Raw genomic sequence first — 17,012 nt, forward strand, 5'->3', positions numbered from 1 at the left:
GGATGCGGGTTCAGAAGGGCGGCATGCCCGCGGCGGATGCCGCGTTCTCGATCGGCATGGCGAAGCCGATCCCGATGAAGGTGCGCTGCATCGTGGGGTTCAGGATGGCGGTGACGATGCCCAGCACCTCGCCGTCCATGTTGACCAGCGGCCCGCCCGAGTTGCCCGGGTTGGCGGCGGCGTCGAACTGGATCAGGTTGCTCAGTTCCTGCTTGCCTTCGGGCGAGCGGAAGGAGCGCTTCAGGCCCGACACCACGCCGGCCGACACCGACGGCCCGATGCCGAAGGGAAAGCCCACCACCACCACGTCGTCGCCGGGTTGCAGGTCGGCGGTGGAGCGCATCGTGGCGGGGATCAGGTCGTCGGGCAGCTTTTGCGCCTGCAGCACGGCCAGGTCGTTCTCGGGCTGCACGCTCACGATGGTGGCAGGGGCTTCCAGGCCGTCCGCAAAGGTGACCTTGATTTTTTCGGCGCCGGCGATCACGTGGAAGTTGGTCAGGATGAGGCCCTTGTCCACGATCACCACGCCGGTGCCCACGCCCCGTTCGGGTTCGCTGGCCGGCTCCTCGGCGTCCGGCGGCTTGCCGCGTGCCATGTTGCGCCCGCGCTTCTCGAGCTTGGCGGCGGGCGTGGGCGGCTTTTCGGGTCCGTAGGCGACCACCTGGACGATGGACGGGCGCACCACATTGGCCGCGTGCGCAGCCCGCGAGGGCAGGGTGTTGGTCTGAAGGGTGCGAAGGACGGCCGAGTCGATGTCCTTCTGCGTGTACTGGTGGCCCATGAGCCGCGGCAAGTACCAGGCGCCACCGCCTGCGACGCCGGCCAACACGAGGCACAGGGCGGCAAAGCTGCGCCAGCCCGGCCCGCGCCGCGCGGGAAGCGGCGTGGGCGCTTGCACCGCTGAAGCTGGCGAATCCCCGGCATCTGCCTCTTCAGGCGCAGCCCGAGCCGGTGCTGCCGCATCCTGCGGCGCGCGTGGCGAACGGCTATAGAAAGCAGGCCTGCGCATCGGGCACCTCCAGCGGGGAAAGAGGACACGTGAAGACTTCACGGTAGCACGCTTTGCGCGCCTGTGCATGCGTTCGGGCATCATGGCGCCGATGACTTCCTGGGTCGATACACACTGTCACCTCGACGCGCCCGAGTTCGACGGCGACAGGGCCGCGATGCGCGCACGTGCAGCGGCAAGCGGCGTGACCCTGTGCGTGATTCCGGCGGTGGCGGCCTTCAACTTCGACACGGTGCGTGAACTCGCGCATGCGCAGCACGACGCCTACGCCCTGGGCATCCACCCCATGTGCAGCGGCAACGCGAGCGACGAGGATCTCGAGCGCCTGGACGCGCAGCTCAGCGCGCACCGGGACGACCCGCGCCTGGTCGCCGTTGGCGAAATCGGCCTCGACTATTTTGTGGAAGGCATGGTGCCGGGCCGGCAGGAGCGCATCTTCGAGCAACAGCTGCGCCTGGCGCGCAAGCATGACCTGCCGGTGCTGCTGCACGTGCGGCGCTCGGTCGACAAGGTGCTCAAGGGCTTGCGGGACGCCGCGGGCGGGCGGGCGTGGAAGGGCATCGCCCACGCCTTCAATGGCAGCGAGCAGCAGGCCACGGCTTGCCTGTCGCTCGGGCTGAAGCTGGGCTTTGGCGGCGCCGTCACCTACGAGCGGGCGCTGCAGTTGCGCCGCCTCGCCGCTTCGCTGCCCAAGGACGCCATCGTCATGGAAACCGATTCGCCCGACATTCCGCCCCACTGGCTCTACGCGACACAGGCCGAGCGCGACGCAGGAAAACCACAGGGCCGCAACGAGCCGGCCGAAATGCCGCGCATCGCGGGCGTGCTGGCAGAACTGCGGGGCTGCAGCGCCCAACAATGGGCCGATGTGACAACTGGCAACGCCATCGAGGCGCTGCCAAAGCTCCGGGCGCTGATCTCCGTGTCCGACAGAAGCCTGCGCTGCCAGTAGGTCAAAGCCCTGATTTGAAGTCAAGGGCTGGACGCCGGGCGATTTGATGTCATCCTTACGCCTGTGAAACCGTTGATTCACAGTGGCAAGTTCGTCACCTCCAACTCATACAAAGGAGCTTTCACCATGAACCGAACAATGATTCGCACCCTGCCCGCTGCCATCGCACTGGCCATGGCTGCCATTGCGGCGCCTGCACAGGCGCAAGACAAGGCAGCCACACCAGCAGCCACACCGGCGGCTACACCGGCGGCTCAGCCGAACGCTGCCGAAAAGGCCTGGGACGCCACCAAGAAGGACACCGAAAAGGCTTACGACGCGACCAAGAGCGGCACCAAGAAGGCTTGGAACTCGACCAAGAAGACCACCAAGAAGGGCTGGGATGCCACCAAGAAGGGCACCACCAAGGCGGTGGACGCCACGGGCAACGCGATCGACAAGGGCGCCACGGCGGCGGGCGATGCGACCCGCAACGTGGGCAACAAGATCGGCGAAAAGCTGCCGCCTGCTCCCAAGGAGTGATGTCGCAACAGTTTCCAGTTGCAGCACAAACCCGCCGCAAGGCGGGTTTTTTCGTTCAGGCCGCGAAGGGGCTCCGTTCAGGCGTTGGCAGCCTGCGCGCCGGCGGTGCGATAGGAAATGGGCGTCTCCGGCGTAGGGAAGCCGGCCGCGCCGAAGGTCTTGACGACCGCGCGGTGCGTGTCGAAGTACACCTGCCAGTAGTGGTCGGTGTGCGTGTAGGGGCGCACCGCCAGGAGCGGACCCTCCGGCGTGAACTGCAGGATCTCCACATCGGGCGGCTGCTCGGTCGAGACGTTGGGAATCGTGGCCAGTTCAGCCTTGAGCAGTTCGATGGCCTTGGTAACGTCCACGCCGTTGGCCAGCTTCGCCGTGGTCTCGACGCGCCGGAAAGGCAGTTGGCTGAAGTTCTGGATGCTGTCGGAAAGCACCTTGTTGTTGCCGATGAGCGTGGTGGTGTTGTCGGGCGTGATGATGGTTGTGCCGAACAGGCCGAGTTCCTTCACCGTTCCCGTGAGGCCGGCGAGCGTGACGAAGTCACCAACCCGGTAGGGCCGCAACACCTGCAGGAAGACGCCGGCCGCAAAGTGCGTGAGCAATCCGCCCCAAGCCGTGCCGATGGCGAGGCCCGCACCCGCCAGCAACGCGGCAAAGGAAGTGGTGCGAACGCCGAACATGTCCAGGATCGACAGGATCAGCAATATGGTGAGCACCACGCCAAGGATCGAGACGAGGTACTTGCTCAGCGTGGGGTCCATCCGCTGGCCCGCCGCAATGGCCTTGGCCACGAGGCGCTGCGCAATACCGATCAGCCAGCGGCCAATGATCCATGCGGCCAACGCGCCAAGGACTTTCAGGCCGAAGTCTGCGCCTTGCGTGCTCAGGAATATCCAGATCGCTTCCGTATTCATTCTTCTCTCCTCACTGTGCCGGCGCGAGGGGACACGCGACGGCATATGCGTTGAATGACAAGGGCGGCATCGCGTCAGGGCGACGTGGCAGGCCGGCCTCACAGACCTCGCGCCGATGGATGGCGAGGCAGCGGTATTATGTGCGTCCGTGTCTGTGCGCACGCAGTATTTTTTGAGCTACGAAGCCCGCAAACCCGCTGCTGGCGGGGTCTGCGCGCTATCAATAGCGTAGCAACCACCAAATTCCATGACGCCCTCCCTGCCCGAAGTCAATTTCTCCGATTGGGGTGACATCCGCTATCTGCATCTGGGCACCGAATGGGTTCAGGGCTCCATGAAGCTCAAGGCGCCCTTCGAGATCCAGCTCGAATACGTGCAGCGCATGATGGCGTGGCTCTTGTTCGTGGAACCGTCCAGCGTGATGAACCGGCACGCCATGCAACTTGGCCTGGGCGCCGCCGCACTGACCAAGTTCACGCGCAAGCAGCTGCGCATGCGCACCACGGCGGTGGAACTCAACCCGCAGGTGCTGGCCGCGTGCCGGGGCTGGTTCAAGCTGCCGCCCGACGATGCCAAGCTGAGCGTGGTCACGGCCGATGCGGCCGTGGAAATTCGCAAGCCCGAGTGGCAGGGCAGCGTCGATGCGCTGCAGGTCGATCTGTATGACCATGAGGCCGCCGCGCCCGTGCTGGATACCGAGGACTTCTATCGCGACTGCCGCGCACTGCTCACTGAGGACGGTTGCATGACGGTGAACCTCTTCGGCCGCTCGTCGAGCTATGAAAGCAGCCTGGAGAAAATCGTTGCGGCCTACGGCGAGAAGGCGGTCTGGGCCTTCAGGCCGACGCGTGAAGGCAACACGGTGGTGCTGGCGCAGCGCGAGCCGACGCGCCCGACGCGCGCCGCGCTTGCCGACCGCGCGCAAACCATCCAGACTCGATGGGCCCTGCCCGCGACCAAATGGCTGCGGGTGTTCAAACCCCACAGTCCATGAGCGTCACTCCCCGTTCCGTTTCACCCGTGCCGGCAGCGGCACCTGCCCGCCATGAAGGTCCGCTCGAGCTGCGGCGCACCATTGAATGGCTGGCGCTGGATGGCGTGATATCGGCGGAAGAGGCCAAGCGCACCATCGCACGCTGCGCGCAGGTCGAGAGCCGCCAGCAGCCGCTGGTGCGCCTGGCCAGTGTCGCCATGACGCGCCAGAGCGACGGCAAGCCGCTGGACCTCGAAATGCTGACGCAATGGCTGGCGGGCCGCTCCGGGCTCACCTACTTGCGCATCGACCCGCTCAAGGTCGACGTGGGCAAGGTGGCCGACACCATGAGCGCGGCCTATGCCGAGCGGCACAAGGTGCTGCCGGTGCAGGTCACGCCCACCGAAGTCGTGGTCGCGACCTGCGAGCCCTTCGTCACCGACTGGGTGGGCGAGGTCGAGCGGCAGGCACGCCGATCGGTGCGCCGCGTGGTCGCCAACCCGAGCGACATCCACCGCTACACAGCGGAGTTCTTTGCGCTGGCCAAGTCGGTGCGCGCGGCGCAGAAGTCGGGCGGCGCGAGCAGCGCGGCCAGCTTCGAGCAACTGGTGGAGCTCGGCAAGACCAACAAGCAACTCGACGCCAACGACCAGAGCGTGGTGCAGGTGGTCGACTGGCTCTGGCAATACGCGTTCGACCAGCGTGCCAGCGACATCCACCTGGAGCCGCGGCGGGAGCAGGGCGTGATCCGCTTTCGCATCGACGGCGTGCTGCATCCGGCCTACCAGATGCCCATGGGCGTGATGAACGCGATGGTCGCGCGCATCAAGCTGCTGGGGCGCATGGACGTGGTCGAAAAGCGCCGCCCGCTGGACGGCCGCATCAAAACGCGCAACATGCGCGGCGACGAAATCGAAATGCGGCTGTCGACGCTGCCCACCGCCTTCGGCGAGAAGATGGTGATGCGTATCTTCGACCCCGACACCACGGTCAAGAACCTCGACGAGCTGGGCTTTGCGCAGCATGACGCCAAGCGCTGGGAGCAGCTGGTCACGCGGCCGCACGGCATCGTGCTGGTCACCGGACCCACCGGCTCGGGCAAGACGACGACGCTTTACTCCACGCTCAAACGCGTGGCCACCGAAGAAGTCAACGTCAGCACCATCGAGGACCCGATCGAAATGATCGAGCCCTCGTTCAACCAGACGCAGGTGCAGCCGCAGCTGGACTTCGGTTTCATCGAAGGCCTGCGCGCGTTGATGCGGCAGGACCCGGACATCATCATGGTCGGCGAAATCCGCGACCTCGCCACGGCCGAGATGGCGGTGCAGTCCGCGCTCACGGGCCACCTGGTGTTCAGCACGCTGCACACCAACGACGCGCCGAGCGCCATCACGCGCATGATGGAACTGGGCGTGCCCTCGTACCTCATCAACGCGGTGATGCTCGGTGTGCTGGCGCAGCGGCTGGTGCGCACCTTGTGCACGCATTGCAAGCAGCCGGACGAATCGATCACGCGCGAGCATCTGGACGAATTCGTCAAGCCCTGGAAGATCTCCGGCGCGGTTCGCGCATACAAGCCGGTGGGCTGTGTGGACTGCCGCATGACGGGCTACCGCGGACGCATGGGCCTGTATGAACTGCTCACGCTCAGCGAGGCCTTCAAGACGCTGGTCAACAAGGAGCCGGACATTGCGAACCTGCGACGGCAAGCGGTGGTTGATGGCATGCGGCCGCTGCGCTTGGCCGGTGCGCTGCGCGTGGCCGAAGGCCTCACCACGATGGAAGAAGTGCTGAGCGCGACACCGCCGCTCGAATAGCTTGAACCTGTTCACACTTTCTTCGGCAAAAGTGTGAACAGCTCCTTGGCTGCAAGGGATAACCCTGGCTGCGCGCTAGGTGGAATCCACATCGATTCCGGCTCCTGTGGACAGCAAAATTTCAGGGTCGAAATTTTCGAGGAGACTGTTCGTGAAAATCAAAAGTCAGAGAGACTTTTTCGCGGGCCTCATGTTCGCCGCTACGGGAGTTGCTTTCGCCTGGGGTGCTACCACCTACAGCGTTGGCAATGGCGCGCGCATGGGTCCAGGGTACTTCCCGCTGTGGCTGGGCATCGTGATGGCCGTGATCGGCATCGTCATCATGTTCACTGCCATGAGCGTGGAAACGGCTGACGGCGAACCCATCGGAAAGTGGGCCTGGAAGCAGGTGGTCTACATCCTGGGTGCCAACCTTGCGTTCGGCTTCCTGCTGGGCGGCTTGCCCAGCGTGGGCATACCGGCGATGGGCCTGATCATCGGGATCTATGCGCTGGTGATCATCTCCAGCCTGGCCGGCAGCGAGTTCCACCTTCGCGACGTGCTGATCCTGGCAACCGTGCTGGCCATTGGCAGCTACGTGGCTTTCATCTGGGCACTCAAGCTCCAGATCCAGGTCTGGCCCACCTTCATCACGGGTTGAGGCAAAGCACATGGACCTGATTCACAACCTCTCGATCGGTTTTGGCGTTGCCTTTACCTTCACCAACCTGCTGTATTGCCTGGTCGGCTGCATCCTGGGCACGCTGATCGGCGTGCTGCCGGGCATCGGCCCTGTCGCGACCATCGCGATGCTGCTGCCCGCCACCTATGCGCTGCCCCCTGTGTCAGCGCTGATCATGCTGGCCGGTATCTACTACGGCGCGCAGTACGGCGGTTCCACCACCGCCATCCTGGTCAACCTGCCGGGCGAATCGTCCTCGGTGGTGACCGTGATCGACGGCTACCAGATGGCCCGAAAGGGGCGAGCCGGTCCAGCGCTTGCGGCGGCCGGGCTGGGCTCCTTTTTCGCGGGTTGCGTGGGCACCCTGATCCTGGCCGCGTTTGCACCGCCGCTCACCGAAGTCGCCTTCAAGTTCGGTCCCGCCGAATACTTCTCGCTGATGATCCTGGGCCTGATCGGCGCCGTGGTGCTGGCTTCGGGTTCGCTGCTCAAGGCCATCGCGATGATCGTGCTGGGCCTGTTGCTCGGCCTGGTCGGCACTGACGTCAATTCGGGCGTGGCGCGTTTCTCCTTCGACATTCCGGAACTCACCGACGGCATCGGCTTCGTGGCCATCGCCATGGGCGTGTTCGGCTATGGCGAAATCATTGCCAACCTGTCGCGTCCCGAGCATGAACGCGAAGTCTTCACCGCCAAGGTGTCGGGCCTGTTCCCGACCAAGGAAGACTTCAAGAACATGATCCCGGCCGTGCTGCGCGGTACGGCGCTGGGTTCGGCGCTGGGCATCCTGCCCGGTGGCGGTGCGTTGCTGGCAGCCTTTGCGGCCTACACCATCGAAAAGAAGACCAGGCTGCGTCCGGGCGAAGTGCCCTTTGGCAAGGGCAACATCCGCGGTGTGGCCGCACCTGAATCGGCCAACAACGCCGGTGCGCAGACCTCCTTCATTCCGCTGCTGACGCTGGGCATTCCGCCCAACGCCGTGATGGCCTTGATGGTGGGTGCCATGACCATCCACAACATCCAGCCCGGCCCGCAGGTGATGACCAGCAACCCGGAACTGTTCTGGGGCCTGATCGCCTCGATGTGGATCGGCAATGCAATGCTGATCGTGCTGAACCTGCCGCTGATCGGCATGTGGATCAAGCTGCTGTCGGTGCCTTATCGCTTCCTGTTCCCGGCGATCGTGCTGTTCTGTGCCATCGGCGTGTACTCGACGAACAACAACACCTTCGACATCTGGATGGTGGGTGCCTTCGGCTTCATCGGCTACGTGTTCTTCAAGCTCGGTTGCGAGCCGGCGCCTTTGCTGCTGGGCTTCATCCTGGGCCCGATGATGGAAGAAAACCTGCGCCGGGCCCTGCTGCTGTCGCGCGGCGACTGGAGCGTGTTCCTCACGCGTCCGTTGTCGGCAGGTTTGCTGGCTGCGGCAGCCTTGCTGTTGGTGATCGTGCTGCTGCCGGCCGTGAAGTCCAAGCGCGAAGAGGCCTTCGTGGAAGCGGACTGACCAGGCTTGCTCACTTCGTGTAGCCCCCTGCCGGGGGTTACACCGGTTCCGCGATGTTCGCGGGATTGAATACCGAAGGACGCTTCTGCTAACTTGGCGGGAGCGTCTTTTTTTCGATTGCTGCGTCCACGGTGCGGTGAAAGCGAAGCACATCGCTTTCGAGTCGGCCGGCCACCAGGCCCGTGTTGGCGCCGCTGGCCATGCCCCGCTGAATGGCAACGGCGGTGGCGATGTCTTCCTTCTGGAACACCGTCTGCTCGATCAGGCGGAAGGTCTTTTCCCAGTGCGGTGCCCAGTCGGCGCCCATGCGGTCCGCGGGAACCAGCATGGTGTGCATCCAGCGCACCTTGTCCACCGCCGGCGAGAACATGCCGATCACGCTCACGTAGTCCGGATGCCAGATCAGGAAGGTGTTGGGAAACAGGAACTGCGTCGGCGTTGCCAGCTTGCACAGCGCGTTGCGATCGCGCGGCGCATCGCAGGGCTCGAAGGCCGCGCGGCGCGCCACCAGTGCATCCTGGTGCGGACCGGCGTAGTGGCTGACCGCGAAGGCGTCCGCAAAGAAGGGAAAGATCGTGTCGCGGTGGAGCACGCGAATGTGATAGCTCTCCAGGAACGCATCGACCGTCAATTTCCAGTTGGCCGCGTACACGTCGTCGACCTTGCGGAACACCTTCATGCCGGGCAGGCCCAGCCAGTCGAGATGCTTGTCCAGCCCTTGGAGATAGCTTGCCGCCGAGAAGGCTTCGCCGGGCGTGCGCTTGACGAAGACCAGCCCGCCCGCTTCGTCGCACGGGAGTTCGACCAGGTTCAACGTGGCCGGATCGATGCCATCGAAAGTCTCGGCATGCAGGCGATGGCGCAGGCGCCCATCGAGTTCGTAGGTCCAGCCGTGATAGGGGCACACCAGCGTCTTGCAGGGCTTTGCCGTGGCGGGCTGCGCGCCGTCCGACTGAACGAGCGCCATACCGCGGTGCCTGCACACGTTGAAGAAGGCGCGCACCCGGCCATCGCCCGCGCGCGTGAGCACGATGGGCACGCCCAGTGCATCAAAGGGCAGCGCCGATCCGACGGCGAGCTCCGAGCTGTGCGCTGCCACCACCGGCCAGTTGGCAAACAGCGACTGCTGCTCCCGCTGCCAATGGTCGCCGTCGGCGTAGTGCCGGGTGGACACGCTGCCGACCTCGTTGCCGAGTTGGCGTGTGTCGTTGGCGCAGGCGTGGCTGAAGCGTTCGATCAGCGCAGCGAGCGTGGGCGGCAATGGAAGGGCGGGGTTCTGCGTTGTCACGGCTCGGGCTCCCTCTTCAAGTCTTTGCAGCATGTTACGGGCTGTGCGCCATCGTTTCCATTGCGGGACGGCGCCTTGCGGTACCGTTCCTTTTTCCGATGCCAATGAGCAACATCCACTGGGAGAAAATAGAGACATGAAACGCAGAAACCTGCCAACGGCGCTGTTCGCCGCCCTGGCTTCCTTCGCGGCCCTGACCGCCCCTTCGCTGGCCTTTGCGGCCGACACCTATCCCAACAAACCCATTCGCCTCATCGTGCCCTTTCCGGCCGGCGGCGCCACCGACCTCTTTGCGCGCACCCTGACCGCGAAGATGGGCGAAAAGCTTGGCACGCCGATCGTGGTGGACAACAAGCCGGGCGCCGGCGGCGCCATCGGCTCGGACGCGGCGGTCAAGTCGGCGCCGGACGGCTACACGCTGCTGCTGGCCACCAGCAGCACGCACTCCATCGGTCCGGCGCTGACCAAGCTGCCCTACGACCCGGTGCGTGACTTCACGCCGATTGCGCATGTGGGTGACGCGCCCAGCATCATGCTGGTGCCCAACAGCTCGCCCGCCAAGACGGTGCGCGAATTCATCGACTACGCCAAGAAGAATCCGGGCAAGCTCAACTACGCGTCGAGCGGCAACGGCACCATCGTGCAGCTGTGCGCGGAGCTGTTCAATTCGCAGGCCGGCATCCAGGTGATGCACATCCCGTACAAGGGCACGGCACAGGCGATTCCCGACCTCATCAGCGGCAAGATCGACGTGCTGTTCGACGCCTTGCCCACCGGCATGCCACATGTGCGCGACGGCCACCTGCGCGCATTGGGCGTGACCTCGCTCAAGCGCAGCGCGCTGGCGCCCGAGCTGCCGGCCATTGCCGACACGCTGCCCGGCTTCGAGTCGAACACCTGGTTCGGGCTGTATGGACCCAAGGGCCTGCCGCCCGAGCTGGTCGCGCGCCTGAATGCGGCGGCCAATGAGTCATTGACCGATCCGTCGGTGCGCGACAAGCTCTCGCGCCTGGGCATCGAGCCAGTAACCAGCAAGCCGGAACAGCTTTCCGCCACGGCCGCGCAGGATGCGGTGAAGTGGAAGAAGATCATCGTCGAGCACAAGATCACCAACGACTGACCCCCTCAGACTGCAAGCCCATGAAATTCGACTTTCATAACCCGTACCTCAGCACCCGCATTCCCGTTTTCGCGCGCAACGTGGTGTCCACTTCGCACCCGCTGGCCGCGCAGGCGGGGTTGCGCATCCTGCACCAGGGCGGCAACGCGGTCGATGCGGCGGTGGCGGCCGCCGCCGTGATGACGCTTGCAGAGCCGGTCAGCAACGGCTTGGGCAGCGATGCCTTCTGCATCCTGTGGGACGGCCAGAAGCTCCACGGCCTGAACGCCTCGGGCGGTGCACCGAAGGCCTGGACGCCCGAATACTTTGCGAAGAAATACGGCGCCGACGCCGCCACGCCGCCGATGCGCGGCATCGATTCGGTCAGCATTCCGGGTGCCATCGGCAGCTGGGTGGCGCTGAGCGAGCGCTTTGGCAAGCTGCCTTTCGGGGATTTGATGGCGCCGGCCATCGAAGTGGCCGAGCGCGGCTACCTCGTGCCGCCGGTGGTGCAGCAAAAGTGGGCCGCGGCGATTCCGCTGCTCGAATCGCAGCCCGGCTTCAAGGAAGGCTTCATGCCCTGGGGCCGTGCGCCGAAGGTGGGCGAACTGTTCAAGTTTCCCGGCGCCGCACGCGCGCTCAAGGCCATTGCCTTGACCAAGGGCGCGGCCTTTTATGGCGGCGAGATCGCGCATGCGCTGGAGAAGTTCTCCAACGAGAGCGGCGGCAGTCTGAAGGCGAGCGACCTCGAAGGCTGGAAGCCGGAGTGGGTGGAGCCCATTTCGCGCGACTACCGCGGCCACACGCTGCACGAGATTCCACCCAACGGCCAGGGCATCGCCGCGCTCATCGCGCTGGGCATTCTTGAAAAGTTCGACATCGGCTCGCTGCCGGTGGATTCGGTCGCGTCGCAACACCTGCAGATCGAAGCGATGAAGCTGGCCTTTGCCGATGTGTACCGCTATGTGTCGGAGCCGTCGACGATGGAGGTGACGCCTGCGCAAATGCTCGATGACGCCTACCTCGCGTCGCGCGCACGGCTCATCGACGTGAAGAAGGCGCAGGACTTCAAGGCGGGCAACCCGGTCAAGGGCGGCACCATCTACCTCACGGCGGCCGATGAGAGCGGCATGATGGTCAGCTTCATCCAGAGCAACTACATGGGCTTCGGCTCGGGCTGCGTGGAGCCGAACTTCGGCATCAGCCTGCAAAACCGCGGCCACGGCTTCAGCCTGAAGGAAGGCAGCCCCAACCGCGTGGCGCCCGGCAAGCGGCCCTTCCACACCATCATTCCGGCCTTCCTGACGCAAAACGGCCAGCCGGTCATGAGCTTCGGCGTCATGGGCGGCAACATGCAGCCGCAAGGCCACATGCAGACGCTGGTGCGCATGCTCGACTACGGCCAGAACCCGCAAGCGGCCTGCGACGCGCCGCGCTGGCGCTTCAACGCCGGCCGCGAGATCAACGTCGAGGCGGCGATGAACCCCGCAACGGTGCAGGGCCTGGCCGACATGGGCCACCAGATGGAAGTCATCAACGACTCCTACCAGGACTTCGGTGCCGGCCAGTTCATCTGGCGTGCGGGCAATCCGGCGGTCGAAGGCTATGTCGCGGCCAGCGATGCGCGCCGCGACGGCCTTGCGGCAGGGTTCTGATGGTCTTCTTCGTCAGATGGCGGTAGCGGCCGCGGCATCCGGGGCTGCGGGCAAGAGCCTCGGTCCGGGCCTTGCGCTGGCGACGGTGGGCGCGATTGCCTTCAGCGGCAAGGCGATCATCGTCAAGCTGGCGTACCGCTACGGCGTCGATGCGGTGACGCTGATCATGCTGCGCATGCTCTTTGCGCTGCCGCTGTTCGCGGGCATGGCCTGGTGGGCCGGGCGGGGCAAGCCGCCACTCACACGCAAGGACTGGATCGGCGTGCTCGGCCTGGGCTTTTCGGGCTATTACCTCGCAAGCTTTCTGGACTTTGCGGGACTGGCCTACGTCACGGCGAGCTTTGAGCGGCTCATCCTGTATCTCAACCCGACGCTGGTGCTGCTGTTCGGCTGGGTGGTTTACCGCCGGCACATCACGCGCATGCAGGTCGCCGGCATGGCCATCAGCTATGCGGGCGTGCTGCTGGTGTTCGGCCATGAGATCGGGACGGGGGCGAGCGCTTCCGCCGCGTGGGGCGCGCTGCTCATTTTCCTGAGCGCCGTGAGCTATGCGGGCTATCTGGTCGCGAGCGGGGAGTTCGTCAAGCGCCTGGGCTCGATGCGCCTGGTGGGCTTGGCGACGGGCGTGGCGTGCGCGTTGTGCATCGTGCAGTACATGGCGCTGCGGCCCCTGGGCGCGGTGCTGGAGGTGGCGCCGCAGGTGGTCTGGCTGTCGATCCTGAATGCGACGGTGTGCACGGCCCTGCCGGTGCTGGCGGTGATGATGGCCATCGAGCGCATCGGCCCGGCGATGGCGGCGCAAACGGGCATGGTCGGCCCGATGTCCACCATCCTCATGGGCGTGGTCATTCTGGGCGAGCCGTTCACGGTCTGGATTGCCGCAGGTACGCTGCTGGTCATCGCAGGCATTTTTGTATTCACACGCGCTGGGCGCTGAAAAGGAGTTCTCATGGATCTGGGTATTGCAGGCAAGACGGCGCTGGTATGCGGTGCGAGCAAGGGGCTGGGCTTCGGCTGTGCGCTGGCGCTGGTCAAGGAAGGCGTCAACGTCGTCATCGTGGCGCGTGGCGCCGAGGCGCTGGAAGCCGCGGCGGCACAGCTCAAGGCGAGCGCGGCGGCCTCCGGGCCCTTCGTGAAGACCGTTGCCGTGGACATCACCACCGAAGACGGCCGCGCTGCCGTGTTCGCGGTGCACCGCGATTTCGACATCGTCGTCACCAACGCCGGCGGCCCGCCGCCCGGCGACTTCCGCGACTGGGACCGCGAAGTGTGGATCAAGGCGGTGGACGCCAACATGCTCACGCCCATCGAACTCATCAAGGCGACGGTGGACGGCATGGCGCAACGCGGCTTCGGGCGCGTCGTGAACATCACGTCGAGTTCGGTGAAGTCGCCCATCGACATCCTGGGCCTGTCCAATGGCGCACGCAGCGGGCTCACGGGCTTTGTTGCGGGTGCGGCGCGCAGTTCGATCGCGGGCAAGGGCGTGACCATCAACAACCTGCTGCCGGGCGCCTTTGACACCGATCGACTGAAAGCGACGATCCAGAGCGGCGCGCAGAAGTCGGGGCAGGACGTCGATGCTGTCCGTGCCGCACGGCAGAAGACGATTCCCGCCAGGCGGTTCGGCAATGCGGAAGAGTTCGGTGCCATCTGCGCCTTTCTTTGCAGCGTCCATGCGGGTTACGTGACGGGGCAGAACGTGCTGGCCGACGGCGGCGCGTACCCGGGCACGTACTGACGGGTTCATGCGCTCGTGCCTGGCATGAGCGACGGCTTGCGCGACGTGCCGAGGCCAGGGCGCGACACTCAGGCCGTCGATATTCGGCCCTTGCCGCCCTGACGGCCCCACGCCTGCGCAACGAAGCCTATTCGTGGCAGGATGCGCGCCTGTAGCCATTCAAGGAACCCGAGCAATGAGCAAAGCCGTACGAATCGACCGCCATGGCGGCCCTGAAGAATTGAAGATCGTCGATGTCGAAGTGGGCGATCCCGGCCCCGGCGAGATCCGCATCCGCCACAAGGCCGTTGGCCTGAACTTCATCGACACCTACCAGCGCAGCGGCCTGTATCCCTTTGCGATGCCTTTGCAGCTCGGCATGGAAGCCTCTGGCATTGTCGAAGCGGTGGGCGAGGGCGTGACGCACCTCAAGGCCGGCGACCGCGCCGCCTACGCCAGCCAGCCGCCCGGCTCGTACTGCGAAGTGCGCGTGATGCCTGCCAGGAACGTGTGCAAGCTGCCCGACGCGATCTCCTTCGAGACCGGCGCGGCCATGATGCTCAAGGGCCTCACCACCCAGTACCTGTTGAAGAAGACGCTGCCCGTCGAAGGCCTGTTGCCCGGCGACTTCGTGCTCTTCCACGCAGCCGCCGGCGGCGTCGGCCTGATCGCCTGCCAGTGGGCCAAGGCCCTGGGCTTGCAGCTGATCGGCACGGCCGGCACCGACGCCAAGTGCAAGCTGGCGCTGGAGCATGGCGCCGCGCACGCCATCAACTACAACACCGAAAACTTTGCCCAGCGCGTGAAGGAGATCACCGGCGGCAAGGGCGTGAAGGTGGTGTACGACTCGGTGGGCAAGGACACCTGGGAGGGCTCGCTCGATTGCCTGCGGCCCTTTGGCCTGCTCGCGGTGTTCGGCAATGGCTCCGGCCCGGTGCCTCCGGTCAACCTCGGCACGCTGGCGTCCAAGGGTTCGCTCTACATGACGCGGCCCACGCTGTTCACCCACATGTCGAGCCGCGAGAGCACGCAGGCGATGGCCGACGATCTCTTTGCCATTGTCGAAAGCGGCGCGGTGAAGATCCCGATCGACCAGCGCTACAAGCTGGAAGACGTCCAGCAGGCGCACCGCGATCTCGAGTCGCGCAAGACGACGGGCTGCACGATCTTGACGCTCTGAGTTCCCGCCGCGGTGAAGAACGCGACGCTGCGCCAGCTGAAGGTGTTCGAGGCGGTGGCGCGCCACTTGAGCTTTTCGCGCGCGGCCGAAGAACTGCACCTGACGCAGCCGGCCGTTTCCACGCAAGTGGCCAAGCTCGAGGAGCACGCCGGCAACGCCTTGTTCGAGCAGTTCGGCAAGAAGATCTACCTGACGCCGGCAGGCACGGAGTTGCTGCAGATCAGCCGAACCATCATCCAGCAGTTCGAGGCGGCCGAGAACGCGATGACGCAGTTCAAGGGCGTCTCGGGCGGCAAGCTGAATGTGGGTGTGATCAGCGCGGGGGACTACTTCTTTCCTCGCCTGCTCGTGGAGTTCGCAAGCCGGCATCGCGGCGTGAGCCTGAACTTCACGGTGCACAACCGCGAGGGGCTGCTGACCTGCATTGCCGAGAACCAGACCGATTTGGCAATCATGGTGCGTCCGCCGACGGACCTGGACACGCTCAACCAGCCCTTTGCGCCGCACCCGTATGTGATCGTCGCGCCGCCAGACCATCCCTTGGTCGGCAAGAAGAAGATCCCGATGGCGCGCCTGATGCGCGAACCTTTCGTGGTGCGCGAAAAAGGTTCGGACACGCGCAACATGATGGAGGAGGGCTGTGGCGTCCACATCCTCGACCTGCGCATTGCGATGGAGATTCGCAGCACCGAGACGATCAAGCAGGCGGTGATCGCGGGCATGGGGCTGAGCTTCATGTCGGCGCACACGATCAGTCTGGAGGTGAAGACGGGGAGCTTGCGCGTTCTGGACGTGCAGGGCTTTCCGTTGATGCGCAACTGGTATGTGGTGCATCGGCGCACCAAGCGGCTGCCGCCTGTGGCACAGGCGTTCAAGGATTTCCTGCTGAGCGATGGAACGGCGTTGATTGAGAAGATCGTGCCGTTTGATTCTTCGGTTGGTTGATTTGGGTGTTTCGTGTTTTGTGGTGCGTGGTGCGCGGTCGGGGGCGGCGTCGGCGGGCGGTATGCCTGTGGGCGGCTGACGCCTCGGGTCCTTCGGACTTCGCTGCTGCTCCTCACGAAAGGCGGGGTCCGCAGAACTCGCTGCACTTCGTTCCGCTCAAACAGCTGCGGCCCTTTTTCCGCCTTTCGCTGCGGTGCTCGCCCGAGGCTCAACAGCCGCCCACAGGCATACCACCCACCGACGCTGGACACGGTGGGGGTGAACTTTCCACAGCACGAGGTTGGGGGTGAACAGTACGTTTCGACGTGGGGGTGCCCAAGGGATAGAGTGCGCGCGCCGCGAGCTCTTGCGCACCGACGGATCAACGCGCAGGATCGATAGAAACGCCCACACCGTTGGCGCCTCGACGGAGCCCGGTATGCGATGGCCGCTGGGCGCCGCCTCTGTGGCGCTGAGCAGCGCAGCGTTTCGCGGGATCAGGATCGCAGCTGTCTGAGCCGAAGGCGAGTTCTGCGAGACCCCGCGAAACGTGAGCAGCGCAAGGCAGTCCCGCAGGGACCGCCACAGTGAAGGCGCCCAGCGGCCATCGCATGCCGGGCGGCCTCCGAAGCAAACACGAACACGAACACGAACACGAACACGACCCCACCCAAACACAAGCAACAGTTGCAAGCCAAGCATTCCGGCACGGAATAGACGTTATGCACCCTGCATGGGTTCCGCCTTTCGCCCCGTACCCCGACCATTCGCCCATCTACCCGTAAACCCTTGAGGAG

Annotated in this window: 15 protein-coding genes; 12 read left to right on the plus strand and 3 right to left on the minus strand. The window is 65.1% G+C overall.

The genetic code is table 11. The features are described from left to right. Positions 1 to 10 precede the first annotated feature (10 nt). A complete protein-coding gene (locus QTI66_RS18585) occupies positions 11 to 1,009 on the minus strand; it encodes a S1C family serine protease (protein WP_286561311.1) in 999 nt (332 codons plus the stop codon). A 91-nt stretch (positions 1,010 to 1,100) separates the two neighbouring features. Between QTI66_RS18585 and QTI66_RS18590 the strand changes: the two genes are divergently transcribed. Then, positions 1,101 to 1,961 carry a TatD family hydrolase gene (locus QTI66_RS18590; protein ID WP_286561514.1) on the plus strand — a complete coding sequence of 287 codons (861 nt, stop codon included), beginning with the start codon at positions 1,101 to 1,103 and terminating at the stop codon, positions 1,959 to 1,961. A gap of 126 nt (positions 1,962 to 2,087) precedes the next feature. Then, positions 2,088 to 2,483, plus strand: coding sequence for a hypothetical protein (locus QTI66_RS18595; RefSeq protein ID WP_286561312.1), 396 nt, complete (start codon positions 2,088 to 2,090; stop codon positions 2,481 to 2,483). A gap of 77 nt (positions 2,484 to 2,560) precedes the next feature. Here QTI66_RS18595 and QTI66_RS18600 read toward each other — a convergent pair whose 3' ends face one another. Next, positions 2,561 to 3,391 (minus strand): mechanosensitive ion channel family protein, encoded by an 831-nt coding sequence (locus tag QTI66_RS18600; protein ID WP_286561313.1) that lies wholly within the window; start codon positions 3,389 to 3,391, stop codon positions 2,561 to 2,563. A 247-nt stretch (positions 3,392 to 3,638) separates the two neighbouring features. Between QTI66_RS18600 and QTI66_RS18605 the strand changes: the two genes are divergently transcribed. The 4 genes from QTI66_RS18605 (at position 3,639) to QTI66_RS18620 (ending at position 8,349) form a co-directional block, all read left to right on the plus strand. Further along, positions 3,639 to 4,385 (plus strand): class I SAM-dependent methyltransferase, encoded by a 747-nt coding sequence (locus tag QTI66_RS18605; RefSeq protein WP_286561314.1) that lies wholly within the window; start codon positions 3,639 to 3,641, stop codon positions 4,383 to 4,385. After that, positions 4,382 to 6,184, plus strand: coding sequence for a type IV pilus assembly ATPase TfpB (tfpB, locus tag QTI66_RS18610; RefSeq protein WP_286561315.1), 1,803 nt, complete (start codon positions 4,382 to 4,384; stop codon positions 6,182 to 6,184). Before QTI66_RS18605 ends, tfpB begins: the two co-directional genes overlap by 4 nt. Positions 6,185 to 6,335: 151 nt before the next feature. After that, the gene (locus QTI66_RS18615) at positions 6,336 to 6,824 is read left to right on the plus strand and encodes a tripartite tricarboxylate transporter TctB family protein (protein WP_286561316.1); all 489 of its coding nucleotides are present in this window, start codon (positions 6,336 to 6,338) and stop codon (positions 6,822 to 6,824) included. 10 nt (positions 6,825 to 6,834) lie between these two features. Continuing rightward, a complete protein-coding gene (locus QTI66_RS18620; RefSeq protein ID WP_286561317.1) occupies positions 6,835 to 8,349 on the plus strand; it encodes a tripartite tricarboxylate transporter permease in 1,515 nt (504 codons plus the stop codon). Between the two features lie 88 nt (positions 8,350 to 8,437). Here QTI66_RS18620 and QTI66_RS18625 read toward each other — a convergent pair whose 3' ends face one another. Next, positions 8,438 to 9,637 carry an aromatic ring-hydroxylating oxygenase subunit alpha gene (locus QTI66_RS18625; RefSeq protein ID WP_286561318.1) on the minus strand — a complete coding sequence of 400 codons (1,200 nt, stop codon included), beginning with the start codon at positions 9,635 to 9,637 and terminating at the stop codon, positions 8,438 to 8,440. A gap of 136 nt (positions 9,638 to 9,773) precedes the next feature. On the opposite strand from QTI66_RS18625, the gene QTI66_RS18630 reads away from it, so the two are divergent. The 6 genes from QTI66_RS18630 to QTI66_RS18655 all read left to right on the plus strand — a co-directional run bounded on the left by QTI66_RS18630 (position 9,774) and on the right by QTI66_RS18655 (position 16,236). Further along, positions 9,774 to 10,757 (plus strand): Bug family tripartite tricarboxylate transporter substrate binding protein, encoded by a 984-nt coding sequence (locus QTI66_RS18630; RefSeq protein ID WP_286561319.1) that lies wholly within the window; start codon positions 9,774 to 9,776, stop codon positions 10,755 to 10,757. Between the two features lie 20 nt (positions 10,758 to 10,777). Beyond that, positions 10,778 to 12,391: a gamma-glutamyltransferase family protein gene (locus QTI66_RS18635; protein ID WP_286561320.1), complete on the plus strand. Its 1,614-nt coding sequence runs from the start codon at positions 10,778 to 10,780 to the stop codon at positions 12,389 to 12,391. Positions 12,392 to 12,407: 16 nt separating this feature from the next. Continuing rightward, positions 12,408 to 13,328 (plus strand): DMT family transporter, encoded by a 921-nt coding sequence (locus QTI66_RS18640; protein ID WP_286561321.1) that lies wholly within the window; start codon positions 12,408 to 12,410, stop codon positions 13,326 to 13,328. Between the two features lie 12 nt (positions 13,329 to 13,340). Further along, on the plus strand, positions 13,341 to 14,132 hold the full coding sequence (locus QTI66_RS18645; RefSeq protein WP_286561322.1) for an SDR family oxidoreductase: 792 nt from the start codon (positions 13,341 to 13,343) through the stop codon (positions 14,130 to 14,132). A gap of 175 nt (positions 14,133 to 14,307) precedes the next feature. Beyond that, positions 14,308 to 15,291 carry a quinone oxidoreductase family protein gene (locus tag QTI66_RS18650; RefSeq protein WP_286561323.1) on the plus strand — a complete coding sequence of 328 codons (984 nt, stop codon included), beginning with the start codon at positions 14,308 to 14,310 and terminating at the stop codon, positions 15,289 to 15,291. Between the two features lie 12 nt (positions 15,292 to 15,303). Further along, a complete protein-coding gene (locus tag QTI66_RS18655) occupies positions 15,304 to 16,236 on the plus strand; it encodes a LysR family transcriptional regulator (RefSeq protein WP_286561324.1) in 933 nt (310 codons plus the stop codon). Positions 16,237 to 17,012 lie beyond the last annotated feature (776 nt).

The sequence above is a fragment of the Variovorax brevis genome (assembly GCF_030317105.1).
Lineage (GTDB): Bacteria > Pseudomonadota > Gammaproteobacteria > Burkholderiales > Burkholderiaceae_C > Variovorax > Variovorax brevis.

Excerpts from the sequence above, each read along its gene's own strand:
- QTI66_RS18585 (WP_286561311.1), bottom strand. The coding sequence starts at position 1,009 with ATGCGCAGGCCTGCTTTCTATAGCCGTTCGCCACGCGCGCCGCAGGAT.
- QTI66_RS18590 (WP_286561514.1), top strand. The coding sequence starts at position 1,101 with ATGACTTCCTGGGTCGATACACACTGTCACCTCGACGCGCCCGAGTTC.
- QTI66_RS18595 (WP_286561312.1), top strand. The coding sequence starts at position 2,088 with ATGAACCGAACAATGATTCGCACCCTGCCCGCTGCCATCGCACTGGCC.
- QTI66_RS18600 (WP_286561313.1), bottom strand. The coding sequence starts at position 3,391 with ATGAATACGGAAGCGATCTGGATATTCCTGAGCACGCAAGGCGCAGAC.
- QTI66_RS18605 (WP_286561314.1), top strand. The coding sequence starts at position 3,639 with ATGACGCCCTCCCTGCCCGAAGTCAATTTCTCCGATTGGGGTGACATC.
- tfpB (WP_286561315.1), top strand. The coding sequence starts at position 4,382 with ATGAGCGTCACTCCCCGTTCCGTTTCACCCGTGCCGGCAGCGGCACCT.
- QTI66_RS18620 (WP_286561317.1), top strand. The coding sequence starts at position 6,835 with ATGGACCTGATTCACAACCTCTCGATCGGTTTTGGCGTTGCCTTTACC.
- QTI66_RS18630 (WP_286561319.1), top strand. The coding sequence starts at position 9,774 with ATGAAACGCAGAAACCTGCCAACGGCGCTGTTCGCCGCCCTGGCTTCC.
- QTI66_RS18635 (WP_286561320.1), top strand. The coding sequence starts at position 10,778 with ATGAAATTCGACTTTCATAACCCGTACCTCAGCACCCGCATTCCCGTT.
- QTI66_RS18640 (WP_286561321.1), top strand. The coding sequence starts at position 12,408 with ATGGCGGTAGCGGCCGCGGCATCCGGGGCTGCGGGCAAGAGCCTCGGT.
- QTI66_RS18645 (WP_286561322.1), top strand. The coding sequence starts at position 13,341 with ATGGATCTGGGTATTGCAGGCAAGACGGCGCTGGTATGCGGTGCGAGC.
- QTI66_RS18650 (WP_286561323.1), top strand. The coding sequence starts at position 14,308 with ATGAGCAAAGCCGTACGAATCGACCGCCATGGCGGCCCTGAAGAATTG.